Genomic DNA, 14981 nt, shown 5'->3' on the forward strand with positions numbered 1-14981 from the left:
ATTAGACATATCAATAATTTATAAGCTATATAATTAAGAAATTAAAAGGTTGCCTTTAGCAATCTTTTTTATTTATATATTAGAAAAGTGACAAATAGTCTGTTTGATATACGTTATATATAGTATAAGGCTTTACAGAAGGGAGTGATTTAATGGATGATTCACTAATAATTAAATATATCAAAAGAAAAAATGAAGAAGGATTGGAATTGTTATTAAAAGAGCACGGTGGATTAATCAAGGGGATAGTTCATAAGCATCTTAAGAATATAAGCTACTATGAAGATGAATGTATAGATGATATATTACTTTCAATTTGGGATAATATTAGTTCTTTTGATTGCAAAGGTTCATTTAAGAATTGGATAGCAGTTATTTCAAAATTTAAAGCAATTGATTATAAGCGTAAGTATTTAAAGCTAAATAGTTTTGAGGATATTGATAATATTGTTATTTCAGATAAAAGTAATTTAGTAGAAGATATTATTTTAAAAGAATTTAAGGAAGAGGTGCATTCAATATTAAATAATTTGAAAGAAAATGATAAAAATATTTTTACTAAATACTATATAGAAAATAAAAAGGTAGATGAAATTTCAGAAGAAATGAATTTGGCAAAACATCAAGTTTATAATCAACTATCAAGAGGTAGAAAAAAGCTTAGAAAAATATTAAAAGAGATATATTGAATTGAGGTGAATTTATGAAAAATATTTATGATAAATTTAATAAGGTTGAAATGAATTTAGATGAATATGAAGAGTTTTGCTTGAATGAAGATGAAATTAATATTATTAAAAAACGATTAAGCAGTAAGATTAATAAAAAAAGAAAATATAATTATAAGCCACTTGTAGCTACATTAGCAGGAATATTTATTTTCTCTATTCTTTTAAACAACGATGTAGTTAGTGCAGGTATAGAAAATATATCCAAAAACTTAATGCAGTATTTTAGCAAAGAAATCAATAGAAATTTTAGTGAGTACATTACTCCAATAGGTACAACAGTTACAGATAAAAACATTAGTATAACAGTAAATGAAATTATAGTTGATGAAGATCTAATAATTATTAATGAAACTTTAGACTACTCTAAATTAACTGAAGAAGATGGTCTTTTATTTAAAAATAAGGAAAGATATACAAGATCACAAGAAACAGATGTTGAAGTAAATATAAATGGAAAAATTTCTAAACAGGCATATTCAGATTTATATAATGTTTCTGATGATATTCTTAATAAGATTAGCGTCTATTCTTTTAATTATATAAATTTAGATAATCCTTTAGATATAAAAATGAAATATAAGTTTTATGATTTTGTTCCAAATGAAATGGAGCTAAATTCAGGCACAGTATATCCTATAGAAGGTAATTGGAATTTTAATTTTAGTATTGGTGCAGATGAGATTAAAAAGTCAATAAAAAAAGTAGAGTTAAGTGAAAATAATAGTATTGAAATGCCAAATGGAGATATTGTTAAAATTACAGAAGTAAGTAAATCGGATATTTCATTTAAATTTAGATATGAAATAATAACAAATGAAAAAGAAGATTATTATAGTAGTTCATATTTTTATGCTGTTGATAATGATGGAGAAAAGTTACAGGAAAGTACAAGTAACTATAATTTTAGGGATTTTAGTGGATATTCTCAATATATTATGAAGGATAAACCTCAAAATAAATTTACTATAAGAGTTGTTGGAGGTAAAAATACAGTAACCGTAGATTTTGACGATTATTAATAAAAATAAATTTAAAAATTCAACATTAATGTGCATGTGGTATAATTTATATAATATATTTTATGAATGTGAGATGGATAAAAATGAATTATAAAGAACTACAGTCTGATTGTGAAAAGTGCTTTGGATTATGTTGTGTTGCACTATATTTTTCATCTATGGATGGATTCCCAGTTAATAAGGATGCCGGTAAACCTTGTATTAATTTAACAGGTGATTTTAAATGCAAAGTTCATGAAAATCTTAATAAGAAAGGCTTAAAAGGTTGCATAGCATATGATTGCATTGGTGCAGGGCAAAAGGTAGCTCAAGTTACTTATTCAGGACATGATTGGAAGGAGAAACCTGACTCGTCAAAAGAAATGTTCGATGTTTTTATTATTATGAAGCAACTACATGAAATGCTTTGGTATCTTAATGAAGCTGTTAGGCTACAATATAATAGCAATATCAATAAAGACAAGCTAATTAAAAAAATAGATGAAATAGAAACCTTAACACATTTAAAAGTAAAATCAATCTTAAAGTTAGATTTAATATCAATTAAGGTAGGAGTTAATACTTTGCTTTTACAAACTAGTGAATTCTTAAGGAAAAAAGTTAATAACGGAAAAAACACTTTAAAAGGTAGAAAAGCTCTAAGTGGAGGTCTAAATCTTATGGGCTCTGATCTTAGAAAAAAGGATTTAAAAGGAGTAAATTTAAGTGGGGCTTTTCTAATTGCAGCAAATTTAAGAGGAGTAGATTTAAGCTTTACAGACTTAATTGGAGCAGATTTAAGAGATGCAGATTTAAGTGGAGCTAATTTAAGCAATAGTATTTTTATAACTCAAGCTCAAATTAATAGTGCAAAAGGTGATAGCAATACAAGATTACCTAAATCTATTACTAAACCAAGCAACTGGTAGAAAATGAAGTTTCCAAATATAATTTAGAAATAACTAATGAAATATATAAGATTATAAAAGATAAAAGGCAATAAGAAAATCAATGACAGAAAGTATCGTATTTTCATAATGAAGGTACGATATTTTATAATTTATATGAAAGTACAATAAATCAAAACTTTAAAGATGCAATTGATTAAATTACTTATATTTAAAAATATAATCGGAGGTAGCTTATGGTCATTACTGATAGAATAATTTGAGGTGAAAATTTAATATATCTAGTAAATGATCGTGTTCATAAAGATGGTAGTTATTATAATACACTTATTATGGGAAAATGGTAGAAATTATATATTTTGAATAATATATATGAAAAATAAAAGGACTAGAGAGTATAAACTAGGTCTAATCCTTAATATTTATTTAATCATATTTCATAATATACTATTATTAGCTGATAGTAATATAAATTCCTAATTATATATTTATAGATTCTAATCTATGACAGGCTATTTTGAGAATTCTCCTAAAAATAGAAATTTAAGAATCTTAAATTTCCTAATTATATAAAGAGCAAATGGTAGACAAAAAGAACCAATAAATAAATTACTTATTAAAAATATGCTATAGTTAGATATTTTTAATATGTATGTTATTAAAATCATTGATGCTATTTGGAAAAACCATGAAAAAATATATATATCTATAGAATATCTTCCTAAAAATGATAGTATATTACACATACTTGAATTTTTTAATCCTTCTATTACGATAAGCACCAATATCATACCAGATAATCCACAAAGAAAATTCAAAGTGTTCAAAAGATACTTTGTTATAAATATTTGATTAGTAATTAAATATGAATAGAAAAATACACATGCTATAGAAATCATAAATAGAAAAATTTTTTTGTAATTAGAAATTTTATTATGAAATATATCTTTATTAGCAAAACAATATTTTCTAAAATAAAGTCCTATAAGAAAATATACTAAAAAGAAAGTAACTCTATTAAGGGATAGAAAATAAATTTCTTTAGGAAAAAAAATGTTTATTAGTACTCCTAATGTAAGAATAAATCGCATAGGTAATTTAACAATAATTGGTGAGATTATACTAATTATAAATAAAGTATATAAAAACCAAAGAGCTCCCATGATTCCGTTTTCAGGATATAAGAATATTGTTTTAATCATATTTATTAAATCTTTACTAGAATTAGGCTGGTTAAGTATTATTTTAAAAACAATAATCATTAGGTTGGTTGCAATGGACAAAGTTAAAAACGGAATACCAAGTCTATAAAATTTATTTTTTATGAAACTAAAGTAGTCTTTCTTTAAATCCATATCTAAAATTTTAAGTGATAAAAATCCCGACACTAGAAAAAATAATGGCATATGCATAGAATAAATTAATTGAACTAAAAATTCATAAGTATAAGGTCTTTTTAAGAATGAAGGAGTAGCAGCATGTCCTATAAAAACTAATATAATAGCTATTCCTTTAATATATTCAATTTCTTTAATAGTGTTTTCTTTTTGCATAAAATATTCATCCCCAAAAAATATACTTTAATACTATATAATATATCATGCTCAATAATAATATTCAAATAAAATAAACTTAATACCGTGATAAGTTAACAGTCTTTATTACGGTCATTGAACAAGGAGAGGTGTATAAAATAAATGATGAATGTAAATAATGATGTGTTGAATCAGTATATTGTTTTAAAAAAATATATAAATGATAAAGAAAATAAGAAGATAAAAGAGTTAGAAGATATTTGTATAAATGAAGATAAAGTAAATTTAAAACTGGAATTAGAATATAGAACACAAATTAATAAAGACTATAAAAAAGAGTCAAATGATATAAATGAGTTTTTATATTACATCAATGATAAGTTAGTTGGATATTTAGGAATTTCATGCTTTGGTGGAAATATTGCTGAAATTAATGGGATTGTTCATCCTGATTTTAGAAGAAGAGGGATTTTTACTAAGTTAACAGATATGGCTATAGAAGAATGTAAAAGAAGAGAGTTTGATAAAATATTGCTACTTAGTGATGATAAATCAAATTCTGCAATGAAATTTATAAAGAATATAAATAAATCTAGCTATTCATTTTCAGAGTGTAGAATGGAGTGCATTAATTGGATTGTATATGAAAACAATAAAAACATTTTTTTAAGTAATGCAAAAAATAAGGATATAGATCAAATAGATAATTTAAATGAAGTTTTCTTTGGAGAAGCCTGTAATGAAATGATATTACCAGAAGATGAAGAAAAAAATAACATTATTACTTATCTAATTAAAGCAGATGATGAAGTAATTGGTAAAATAAAAGTAAGTAAGGAATTCGATTCAGCATTTATTAGTGGGTTTGGAATAATTCCTGAATTTAGGAATAAAGGATATGGAAGAGCAACTTTGATGCAAGTTTTAAATATTTTAAAGCATGATGGAATAAATAAAGTTGCCTTGGATGTAGAGATAAAAAATAATAATGCATTACATTTATATAAATCTTGCGGATTTAAAGAAAAATCAATAATGAATTATTATGAGGTAAAAATTTAAATCTAAATAAATACAATATTAATATGTTAAATATGATTTTTGTAATTGTAAAATGAAAAGTTCTTAAAGAAAGCTAAAAGCATCTTTAAGAACTTTTTTTATAATCTTTTAACCTTAAATAATAAATGTTTTAATGCGTGTAATATCTTTTAATAATAATATTTTATTGAAAAACGATAAAATATTATTGACTTACTATAATCAATAAATTATCATATAAGTATATAAGGTGAAAGGTAGTGCTATGAAAAAGAAATCGATAAGTTTGATAATTTCAATTTTAATATTATTGGAAAGTACTCTTTTTATAGGATGTACAAGTTTCCAAGGCAGGAGTAAGTCAAGAGGATATAATTTAATTGTTATTAATAATAGTAAAGAAGGAATAAATAGTTTTGGATATAAAGAGAGGAATTCTTCAGGGGGAGCAGCATACGCAGATAATAGTTCAATAAAATCAGGTGATAATATGAAGTTTCTTATGAATAGTAATGAATTTTCTTTATCTGTTAATGATAAAAATAACAACACATTTTATAGTCAAAAATTTAATGTTGATTTTACTAACAAAGAAAAAGTATATAAAGTTTCAGTAGAAAAAAATGAAGATGGGATATGGGAATTTAACTTTATAGATTATAAATAATTTATAAAGTACAAACTATACGGGCTAAAAACTAAATTATACTTATAAAAAATGGAGTGAGGGATATGGAAAAATTTAATATTAAGTTAAAATCACGTATAAAGAAATTATGGCTAGGATTTCTTATATTATTTTTAATAATAAATTTTATTCTTAGACCATTAGGATACAAGATACTTATCTACAAAGTTAGCCCTAGTTTTTTTAGTTATATATTGATTTTAGGATTAATATACTTGATAATACTTTTTGATTTTAAAAAGCATAAATGGATAAAGGGTGCTTATAGTATGTTTGCTATAATTTTTATTTTATCAAGCATTTTATTTTATATGCTTTTTTATAGTGAAACCAAGTATTTTACATTTAAATCACCAAATAAAAATAATACTTTAGTAGTAGAAGAAAAAGAATTTCTTTTATCAGGATATAGTAACTTTTATGAAAGAAAATTTGGAATATTTATTAAATCTTTAAATGAAGGTATTTCTACTGACGATGGGTTTAGACCTTTTTCAAATAATCAATATAAAATCACATGGGTAGATAATAATACTATTAAATTAGAATATGATTTTGGAAGTTTAGGAATATGGAAGGTTGAATTTATAGATCTTGATTAAATTAAAAAGGAGTATGTTACTATGATTACTTTACTTAATCCTACAAGTCTATTGCTTGGTTTAATTGCTTGGATACTTCCAATTATTAACCTTATGCAATTTAAAAAACATGAAAATAGGAGCTGGATTATTCTTTCAATTATTAGTATTAGTTCTTGTGCAATTTCTTTATTTCTACAGATTATTTATAACAATCATTTGGTTCAAATCAATGATTGGTCTGCTCTTATGGATATAACTGATGCATTAGTATTCGTATCAGCAGTTTTACTTGTAGTTACTATAAGTTTAAATGCAGTAACTACATTCATATATTATAAAAAATCAGAAAAGTAATGTATCAAACCTCAAGTCATAACGTTATATAATTATTATTTTTTTACTTTAATTAAATATTTTATTACTTATAGATGCCTTAAATATATTAGTCTATAAGTTAGTTTAAACATGTATTTATAATTATTAAATTTTATAATTATCTTAAAGAGGTTGAGTAAAGCATAGATTAAAATATTCATTACTAACATAAAGTAGAACTTATTATTATAAAGAAATTGAAAATTCTAATATTAAGATGATTACTTACTTAAGTGAACTGTGTAATGAATAATTATATTAAATTTATATAATTTTCTATTAGAAATAGAAAATTCAATGAGTTATTATAAGAAAATACTTAAATATTCATATTATTAGAAAGATTTGAAGAAATTTTAGCACATTTGTGGTATAATAAGTATACAACAGGTAGTTCCTAAAAGTTTTTAGCTGTAGGAGCTGCTTTTTTTCATTATAAATAAAACACATAGGGAGGTAATTTTATGTTTAAAATAAATGATTATGTTGTATATGGTTCAAATGGAGTTTGCAAGGTTACAGATATAGAACAGGTAACTTTAAGAAATGAAGAGTTAGAATATTATATTTTATCTCCAGTTTATAATGATAAGATGACTATTAAAATTCCTGTAAACAATAAAAAGATATTAATGAGAGAGCTTATGACAAAAGCTGAAATTACGAATTTAATAAAAGAAATTGCAAAAAATGAAACTGTTGAAATAGAAGATTCAAGAAAAAGAATTGAAGAGTATAAGGCTATAATAAAAAGAGGAAATGCGGAAGAACTTATAAAGGTAATAAATTCAATAAGATTAGAAAAAAATGAAAAGAATTCATTAGGTAAAAAACTTAATAAAACAGATGAAGATATTATGATTAGTGCTAGAAAACAGCTATATCAAGAAATGGCAATAGTGTTAGACATTAATGTAGATGAAGTACAAGATTATATTAAAAATAATATTTAAAATATCTTATAATCATTATTATAAATTACATAAGTGAATTTTCTAAATAGGACAGTAGTTAGTTTTGTGTAAAAACAAAACTAACTACTGTTCTTTTTGTATTAGCAGCCATTTTAAAGTTAAATTTTCTTTTCTAAAGTAATATTTCCATTTTCAATTCTATATATTGTATCTACTAAATCAAGGATACGCTCATCATGTGTTACCATTAAAGCAGCTTTATTATATTTTTTTATCTCATCTTTAATCATAGTAACAACTTCACGACCACGATTGCCATCAAGACTTGCTGTTGGCTCATCTGCTAAAATTATATCAGGATGATTCATTAATGCTCTTGCTATTGCAACTCTTTGTTTTTCACCACCTGATAATTTGGAAGGATAGTGATTAAGCCTATGTTCTAGTCCAAAATCTTTTAAAAGCTTATTAGCATAGTCATTAACTTCTTTTATGTCTTTATTTTTAGAAAGCTTTGGTATTAATTTTAGCTGATCAATAACTGTTAAATAAGGTATTAATTGATGAGATTGAAATACAAAGCCTATTTGATTTCTTCTTATATCTGCTAAATCATTTTTATCTTTTGAACTTAGATTTGTATCTCCAATTATTATTTCGCCATTACTTGCTGTAAGTAATGCTCCAGCTATAGATAAAAATGTACTTTTACCAGAACCTGAAGGTCCAACAATAGCAACAAATTCACCAGGTTTAACATTAATTGAAACATTATTTAAAACGGTATTTTCACTATCTCCATCTATATATGTCTTAGTTATATTCTTTAATTGAAGTGCGTATTTTCTCATTAATAATTACCTCCTATTGCAGATATAGCATCTACCTTTCTTACTTTTCTTATAGAAAATAGACTACTTAATAGTGCTATTGCTATAAATAATAGTGAAACTAAAGCTCCATCTTTATAACTTAATACAAAAGGCATACTTGCTGGTAATACACTGGCTAAAGAAAATGTTAATATATTTCCTATAATCATGCTTATTACTGAAAGTATAAATACTTGAGATGTTAAAGATACTGCTAAAGTTGACATTTTGGCGCCTAATGCTTTTAAAACTCCAAATTCAGGTAGCTTTTGCATAGTTGTTATATAGAAGAATACGCCAACTATAAATGAAGATATTATAAGTAAGAATACTAACATCATAATAATAGTAGCTTGTTCTTGTGAATGTCCTGGTACATTTGAAATTATTTCACTTTTAGTTAATAAAACTTTTTTATCTAAATTATCATTAACAAGGTTAGTAAGTAAATCTAGATTTTCTGAAGACTTGTCCATATTAATTGCTAATGCTTGAAAATTATTATAATCTCTACCAGTAGCAGAAGTCATTATTTCCTTATATGTATCTAAAGATATTACCCCTACAGAAATATGTGCATACATTTGATTTTTAGTAAATCCTACTACAGTTAATTCTAAATTAGAAGATGTATCTTTGATTTTATCTCCAATTTCTATACCATCTTCTTTGAATGAGTTGTTTAAAACTATTTCTCTATCATTATTTAAGTTATTTCCCTCAATAACTTCAGGCATAAGAAATGCTGATGGATCAATAGCTAAGTAAACTAAATTGATTTTTTTATCTAAGGAATCCATAGTGAAATTACTTGTATATAAATTAATAGGAGTAGTATTTTCATTTAAATCTATTAATCCATTAAGGTTATTTAATTCCTTTAGCTCATCATTCTCAATAACTGAACGAGTAATTAATTTATCTGCAGAATCATCTAGAATATAATAATTTGCTTTAGAATTTTCAATTAAAGATCCAGTAGCTGCAGATAACCCTTTTGAAATACCTGATAAAAATAGTACTAGAAATATAATAAGAGTTAAGATTCCGATTATTAAACCAAATCTTGCCTTATTGTGCTTTAGTTCTTTTAGTGCTAAAAACATAATTTAATTCTCCTTCTTTTGATTAATATTTATTAAAGTGTATATTAGAAACATGAATTAATTATGAACTATGTTCACGAAAAAATCAATCTTAATTAATAATTTTTAAGGAGAAACCCTTGGGTCCAGAAATTTACCATTTTGTAAACTTTTCCATTGTATCGCAATACTATGTATTATACAGAAATATTAGGAGAATATAAATGGAATTAGACAAAAATTCAAGGAGAAAGTGGAGAGGAATTGAAATAGTAGGCTTAGTTTTAGTTATTGTTTCATTCATAACACTTTTAGTATCCCCAGAATCTATATCTGGATTGTTTGACAGCATTACAAATCAAGTATTCCCTATAGTAGTTGATGTATTTCTATTAAGTGAGGTTGGTGTAGCTATTATAATTAGTGTAATAGTAGGCAGAATTTTAGAAAGATTAGGCTTTACAGATGCATTAATTAGAATTTTTATTCCTATAATGAAAGTATTTAAAATAAATCCATCTGTTATTATACCTAGTGTATATAATGTCTTAGGTGATATAAATGCAGCAGGGGCAATAGCTGGGCCAGTTTTGAAAAAGGCAAAAACTACAAAGGCAGAGCAAAAAATTGCTATAGCTACAATGATACAATCACCTCAGTCATTTGCAACACTGGTTCTTGGTATAGTTGTATTAACTAAGTTTGGCATATCAGCATTGCCTTTAGTACTAGTTAGTATTTTTTTACCTATAGTATTAGTTCCAATTATTTTATCTAAAACAGTATATAAAGATACTAAGGCAGTAGAGTTAGAAGAATTACCTAGGTTTACACCAGAAACTAAGCTGCTAGATACTATTTTTAGTTCTGCAAAAGAAGGAGCATATCTTTTATTTTTAGTGATTATTCCAGCAGTGGCGGCAGTATTTACTATAATTGGTATTTTAGATTTCTTCGGAATTTGGAAAGTTATACAAAGTGGAATGACAACAGTTCTTCAATGGTTAAGTATAGAGCCAGCAACAGGTATTGTATCTGTATTAGCTAGCCCAACTCTAGCAATGGCTCAGTTAAATGAAATGAGTAATATTGCACCTGCACTTGTAGTTGGTGGGTTTGTACTTGCAAATTCAGGTTTACCGTTATCAGTTTTATTTGGACAAATACCTGTAACTTGGAAAGAAAATTCAGATTTAAATGAAAGAGAAGCATTATTAGCAGCTCTATTAGGTACAGTAATTAAATTTGCAAGTTGCATAATAATTGGATTACTTTTAACACCATTAATTGTTTAGAGGTTTATATGGATAATAAATATATTGTTAAATCAAGCAAAATAATCACAGTAAGTGATATTAAGACTTTATATAATGGTGCTATTGTAGTAAGTGATGGAATAATAATTGATATAGGAAATTACGATGATATCAAATCGAAGTATAAAGATTTAGAAATTATAGATTTTAAGGATTTAGTAATTACGCCATCACTTATAGATTGCCATACTCATTTATTTGAATATGCACCATCAACAGTTTATCCAGTAACAGAAAAAACTTATGAAATTGCACAAGATGCTTTAATTTTAAATGGCTTAATGTCTGGAGTAACAGCTTTTGGTGAACAAGTTTGTGGATCATCAATGTATGAAATGAATTTAGATAAAATCAAAGAAAAAGCAAAAACTTTGCCTTTAGATATAGTATTTTCAACTAATAGCATAACAATAGGCTTTGAAAATTTAGTCAATTTAACATCTGTTACAGGAAAAAGTTCAGTTGATAAAAGCACACTTATAAATGAAGAAATATTAGAAAAGATAATTGATGAAAGTGAATATCCAGGAGAAAATGTATTTATAAATGCCACTCCTGCTAATTTAAAAGAAGAATTAGTTCCAAAGGCAGGAGAAATAATTTATACACAAGAAGAATTAAATAAAATATCAAAAATGTTTCATAATAAAGGAAAGAAGATAGGATGCCATGTTGCTGGAGAAGAAGGAATAAAAATGGCCATAGAAGCTAAAATAGATATTATACATCATGGACATGGAATAACAAATGAATTAATTAAAAAAGCAAAAGAAGAAAATATAATAATTGTTGTAACACCATTAGGTGGGACACACTTAAAACCAAATTCACCAGAAGAAATTGAAGCATTAGTTAAAGAGGGAATAATTATAGCAATAGCAACAGATTCATATCTACCTCCAGATATAAACCTGCCATGGTTAAACTTTGAAGATGATAGCCCAAAAGGACCAGAAGTATTAATGAAAATATCAAACCAAGGTATGCTTAAGTTGAAAGATGCGGGATTAGATGAAAATGAAATTTTATCATTAATCACATTAAATGGAGCCAAAGTATTAGGATTAGAAGAAAAAATAGGATCATTAAAAGTTGGAATGAAAGCGAACTTTATTGCAAGCAAAGGAGTACCAGGATTAGAAATTACAGATACTAACGACATTATTAAAGTATTTTATGAAGGAAAGTGTGTAATAGATAAGGAAGGACAATAACAATAATAAATAATGAAAAAATTTATAAATTAAAATTAATTTAAAGTTTTTAAATCAGCATATAGTTAAGCTTTAGTGTATATGCTGATTTTTTATTTATCTATATAATAAATCATAAAGAAATTTTTGATGATAAAAAGTACCTAGTACAAACTTATCCAATTAAAGATATTTATACTAAAATTACTATTATTTTTATAGATTATTAATTAGCCAACTGGTTAATATAATAGTGTCAACAAAAATAATATATAAAGGAGATGTAAGATATGGCATCAAATAATAATGGAAGTAACAGAAATTTAGTACCAGAAGCAAAAGCAGGGTTAAACAGATTAAAAAATGAAGTTGCATCAGAAGTTGGATTAAGCAACTATGAAAGTGCAGACAAAGGAAATCTTACTTCAAGACAAAACGGAAGTGTTGGCGGAGAAATGGTTAAGAGAATGGTAGAACAATACGAAAACCAAATTAAATAATTAACTGTTTAATTTAATACAAAAATAATAAAAGGATTAATGAATTTTCATCATTAATCCTTTTATTATTTTTGTGTGGAAATATATTTAAAAACATTTTACTATTGCATATTTTAATATTAATAGTAAATTAAATTTTGGCAATATAATCTTAAATAATATACTCGTAAATGATAATTAAAAAAACAAAAAAATAAAAGTGTACAAAATTATCTAAATCAATAGAATAAGATATACTAAATAATATGAAAGTATTAACAATAGTTATTTGAATAATATTATTGATATTTAAAAAGTAAAGGATTAAAAAATAAATATTGTTATAAAATATAATGAAATTATGGATTTATGATAAATTTTAAATTTTCATAGTAATACTTTTAAATTTTTAAAAAACCATACGAAAATATAGATAACGAAAATAATAATAATCAAATGAAAAAAAGAAAGGATAAAATAAAATGAAGTTTTTTATAAATTTAAAAGTAAAAAATAAACTTATATCAATATTTTTACCAATAAGTATCTTAATGCTGTTAATTGGAGGAATTGGATTATTTAGCTCTTGGTCAATAAATAAAAATGCAAATAGTATGTATAGCACTAATTTAATATCAATAAAGGATTTACAAGGTTTAAAATCAAACTTAAATTATGATTATATTAATATAGTGAAGGTGATCTATGAAAAAGATGAAACTAAGTTAGAAGAAAGATTAAAAATAATTAGTAATATAGTTTATGAAAATGAAGAATTAATTGAAGAGTTTGAATCTCTTGATTCAATAGAGGAAGCAAAAGATGTATTCTTAGATTTTAAGAGTGATTTATTTAAATATAGAGAATTGAAGTCTGAAGTCATAGAATTATTAAAAGAAAACAAATATGATGAAGCATCAGCTCTTCATAATTCAGAGATAGTACAAATCATAGACTCTATGTTTAACAAGTTAATGAAAGCAATTGAAATAAATGAAAATTTAGCTAAAAACAGTAATTTAAAAAATATACAAGAATTTAATAAATATTTCTATATAGTTTTAATTTTTACTTTAATAGGGTATGTTATTATTAGCTTTATGTCTTATATATTAATTAAAAATATTATAAATCCATTAGATAAAATAAGAAATTTAGCTGATAGATTAGCTAGTTATGATTTTTCTATGCCTATCAGCATAACTAGAAAAGACGAGTTTGGACAAACTGGAATAGCCCTAAATACTGCACAGGAAAATGTAAATAACTTAATAAAAATGATTATGGAAAACTCAGAAGATATAAGTGCTTCATCAGAGGAACTTTCAGCAACTGTGGAAGAGTTATTATCAAAAGTAGAAATTATTGATGAAGCAGTTAATAATATTGCGGCAGGAATGGAAGAATCAAGTGCTGCATCTGAAGAAATAAGTGCTTCCGTTCAAGAGGTAGATGCAAGTATAAATGTACTATCTACTACTGCCATGGATGGAAGTAATAATGCAATCAAGTCAAAAGAAAGAGCATTAACAGTTAAAACTAACAGTGAAAATGCAATTAAAGACACAATAAAAATATATGATGAAAAACAAAACAAAATGATAAAAGCAATTGAAGATGGGAAAATAGTAGAAACTATAAAAGTAATGGCTGATACAATAGAAAGCATAGCAGGACAAACAAATTTACTAGCTTTAAATGCAGCTATTGAAGCAGCTAGAGCAGGGGAACAAGGTAAAGGATTTGCAGTTGTAGCTGAAGAAGTAAGAAAACTTGCAGAAGAATCAAAGGAATCAGCAATGACAATTCAAGAAACAATTAAAAATGTTCAAGCTGCCTTTAAGAGTAGTAATGAAACAGGTAATGAAATATTAGAATTTATAAATAAAAATGTAAATGAACAATTTGAAGCTTATAAAGAAACAGGAAATCAATACTATAATGATTCAGATTTCGTAAGTAAAATGTCTGATGAAATTGCATCTATGTCAGAAGAAATTACAGCTACAATCGGTCAAGTTAGTGAAGCAGTACAAAACATGGCAGAATCTTCACAAAAGTCAAGTGAAGATTCAGTTATAATAAAAGAAAGCATGGATGAAACTACAAGAGCTATAGAGCAAGTTGCTCTAACAGCTCAAAGTCAAGCTGAGCTTGCACAAAAGCTTAATGAAATGATATTAAAATTTAAAATTTAGGGGTAAAGGTTATAAGGAGCTAGACAAATTAAGATTGTCTAGCTTTTTAATATGTCTTTCCATT

General features: G+C 25.1%; 15 protein-coding genes. 12 read left to right on the plus strand and 3 right to left on the minus strand.

Translation table 11 applies throughout. The features are described 5' to 3' along the window. Window positions 1-152 precede the first annotated feature (152 nt). The 3 genes from I2E83_RS16465 (at window position 153) to I2E83_RS16475 (ending at window position 2658) form a co-directional block, all read left to right on the plus strand. Window positions 153-689 (plus strand): sigma-70 family RNA polymerase sigma factor, encoded by a 537-nt coding sequence (locus I2E83_RS16465; protein ID WP_195431103.1) that lies wholly within the window; start codon window positions 153-155, stop codon window positions 687-689. 14 nt (window positions 690-703) lie between these two features. Beyond that, the gene (locus I2E83_RS16470) at window positions 704-1750 is read left to right on the plus strand and encodes a DUF4179 domain-containing protein (RefSeq protein WP_195431105.1); all 1047 of its coding nucleotides are present in this window, start codon (window positions 704-706) and stop codon (window positions 1748-1750) included. A gap of 83 nt (window positions 1751-1833) precedes the next feature. Beyond that, window positions 1834-2658, plus strand: coding sequence for a pentapeptide repeat-containing protein (locus tag I2E83_RS16475; protein WP_195431106.1), 825 nt, complete (start codon window positions 1834-1836; stop codon window positions 2656-2658). Between the two features lie 491 nt (window positions 2659-3149). Here the strand turns inward: I2E83_RS16475 and I2E83_RS16480 are convergent, their stop codons facing one another. Next, window positions 3150-4190, minus strand: a complete 1041-nt coding sequence (locus I2E83_RS16480; protein ID WP_195431107.1) for an acyltransferase — start codon at window positions 4188-4190, stop codon at window positions 3150-3152. 144 nt (window positions 4191-4334) lie between these two features. Between I2E83_RS16480 and I2E83_RS16485 the strand changes: the two genes are divergently transcribed. The 5 genes from I2E83_RS16485 to I2E83_RS16505 all read left to right on the plus strand — a co-directional run bounded on the left by I2E83_RS16485 (window position 4335) and on the right by I2E83_RS16505 (window position 7813). Beyond that, a complete protein-coding gene (locus I2E83_RS16485) occupies window positions 4335-5234 on the plus strand; it encodes a GNAT family N-acetyltransferase (RefSeq protein WP_195431108.1) in 900 nt (299 codons plus the stop codon). Between the two features lie 244 nt (window positions 5235-5478). Further along, on the plus strand, window positions 5479-5880 hold the full coding sequence (locus I2E83_RS16490; RefSeq protein WP_195266261.1) for a hypothetical protein: 402 nt from the start codon (window positions 5479-5481) through the stop codon (window positions 5878-5880). Window positions 5881-5945: 65 nt separating this feature from the next. After that, entirely contained in the window at window positions 5946-6503 is a 558-nt protein-coding gene (locus tag I2E83_RS16495) for a hypothetical protein (protein WP_195266263.1), read from the plus strand. A gap of 21 nt (window positions 6504-6524) precedes the next feature. Continuing rightward, on the plus strand, window positions 6525-6839 hold the full coding sequence (locus I2E83_RS16500) for a hypothetical protein (RefSeq protein ID WP_195266273.1): 315 nt from the start codon (window positions 6525-6527) through the stop codon (window positions 6837-6839). A 485-nt stretch (window positions 6840-7324) separates the two neighbouring features. After that, the gene (locus I2E83_RS16505) at window positions 7325-7813 is read left to right on the plus strand and encodes a CarD family transcriptional regulator (RefSeq protein ID WP_195266275.1); all 489 of its coding nucleotides are present in this window, start codon (window positions 7325-7327) and stop codon (window positions 7811-7813) included. Between the two features lie 119 nt (window positions 7814-7932). Here I2E83_RS16505 and I2E83_RS16510 read toward each other — a convergent pair whose 3' ends face one another. Beyond that, window positions 7933-8625, minus strand: coding sequence for an ABC transporter ATP-binding protein (locus I2E83_RS16510; protein WP_195431109.1), 693 nt, complete (start codon window positions 8623-8625; stop codon window positions 7933-7935). After that, window positions 8625-9752 carry an ABC transporter permease gene (locus tag I2E83_RS16515; protein WP_195431110.1) on the minus strand — a complete coding sequence of 376 codons (1128 nt, stop codon included), beginning with the start codon at window positions 9750-9752 and terminating at the stop codon, window positions 8625-8627. Before I2E83_RS16515 ends, I2E83_RS16510 begins: the two co-directional genes overlap by 1 nt. A gap of 203 nt (window positions 9753-9955) precedes the next feature. On the opposite strand from I2E83_RS16515, the gene I2E83_RS16520 reads away from it, so the two are divergent. The 4 genes from I2E83_RS16520 (at window position 9956) to I2E83_RS16535 (ending at window position 14917) form a co-directional block, all read left to right on the plus strand. Then, window positions 9956-11026: a hypothetical protein gene (locus I2E83_RS16520; protein WP_195431111.1), complete on the plus strand. Its 1071-nt coding sequence runs from the start codon at window positions 9956-9958 to the stop codon at window positions 11024-11026. Window positions 11027-11034: 8 nt separating this feature from the next. Further along, complete coding sequence (locus I2E83_RS16525) at window positions 11035-12261, plus strand: amidohydrolase family protein (protein ID WP_195431112.1); 1227 nt, start codon at window positions 11035-11037, stop codon at window positions 12259-12261. Window positions 12262-12530: 269 nt separating this feature from the next. Next, window positions 12531-12740 carry an alpha/beta-type small acid-soluble spore protein gene (locus I2E83_RS16530; protein WP_195266293.1) on the plus strand — a complete coding sequence of 70 codons (210 nt, stop codon included), beginning with the start codon at window positions 12531-12533 and terminating at the stop codon, window positions 12738-12740. A gap of 461 nt (window positions 12741-13201) precedes the next feature. After that, window positions 13202-14917 (plus strand): methyl-accepting chemotaxis protein, encoded by a 1716-nt coding sequence (locus I2E83_RS16535; RefSeq protein ID WP_195431113.1) that lies wholly within the window; start codon window positions 13202-13204, stop codon window positions 14915-14917. Window positions 14918-14981: the final 64 nt, after the last annotated feature.

The sequence above is a fragment of the Clostridium sp. D46t1_190503_E9 genome (assembly GCF_015555225.1).
Classification (GTDB): Bacteria; Bacillota; Clostridia; order Clostridiales; family Clostridiaceae; genus Clostridium.

Bases quoted from the DNA above. Each gene is read 5' to 3' on its own strand.
- I2E83_RS16465 (WP_195431103.1), top strand. From the start codon at position 153: ATGGATGATTCACTAATAATTAAATATATCAAAAGAAAAAATGAAGAA.
- I2E83_RS16470 (WP_195431105.1), top strand. From the start codon at position 704: ATGAAAAATATTTATGATAAATTTAATAAGGTTGAAATGAATTTAGAT.
- I2E83_RS16475 (WP_195431106.1), top strand. From the start codon at position 1,834: ATGAATTATAAAGAACTACAGTCTGATTGTGAAAAGTGCTTTGGATTA.
- I2E83_RS16480 (WP_195431107.1), bottom strand. From the start codon at position 4,190: ATGCAAAAAGAAAACACTATTAAAGAAATTGAATATATTAAAGGAATA.
- I2E83_RS16485 (WP_195431108.1), top strand. From the start codon at position 4,335: ATGATGAATGTAAATAATGATGTGTTGAATCAGTATATTGTTTTAAAA.
- I2E83_RS16490 (WP_195266261.1), top strand. From the start codon at position 5,479: ATGAAAAAGAAATCGATAAGTTTGATAATTTCAATTTTAATATTATTG.
- I2E83_RS16495 (WP_195266263.1), top strand. From the start codon at position 5,946: ATGGAAAAATTTAATATTAAGTTAAAATCACGTATAAAGAAATTATGG.
- I2E83_RS16500 (WP_195266273.1), top strand. From the start codon at position 6,525: ATGATTACTTTACTTAATCCTACAAGTCTATTGCTTGGTTTAATTGCT.
- I2E83_RS16505 (WP_195266275.1), top strand. From the start codon at position 7,325: ATGTTTAAAATAAATGATTATGTTGTATATGGTTCAAATGGAGTTTGC.
- I2E83_RS16510 (WP_195431109.1), bottom strand. From the start codon at position 8,625: ATGAGAAAATACGCACTTCAATTAAAGAATATAACTAAGACATATATA.
- I2E83_RS16515 (WP_195431110.1), bottom strand. From the start codon at position 9,752: ATGTTTTTAGCACTAAAAGAACTAAAGCACAATAAGGCAAGATTTGGT.
- I2E83_RS16520 (WP_195431111.1), top strand. From the start codon at position 9,956: ATGGAATTAGACAAAAATTCAAGGAGAAAGTGGAGAGGAATTGAAATA.
- I2E83_RS16525 (WP_195431112.1), top strand. From the start codon at position 11,035: ATGGATAATAAATATATTGTTAAATCAAGCAAAATAATCACAGTAAGT.
- I2E83_RS16530 (WP_195266293.1), top strand. From the start codon at position 12,531: ATGGCATCAAATAATAATGGAAGTAACAGAAATTTAGTACCAGAAGCA.
- I2E83_RS16535 (WP_195431113.1), top strand. From the start codon at position 13,202: ATGAAGTTTTTTATAAATTTAAAAGTAAAAAATAAACTTATATCAATA.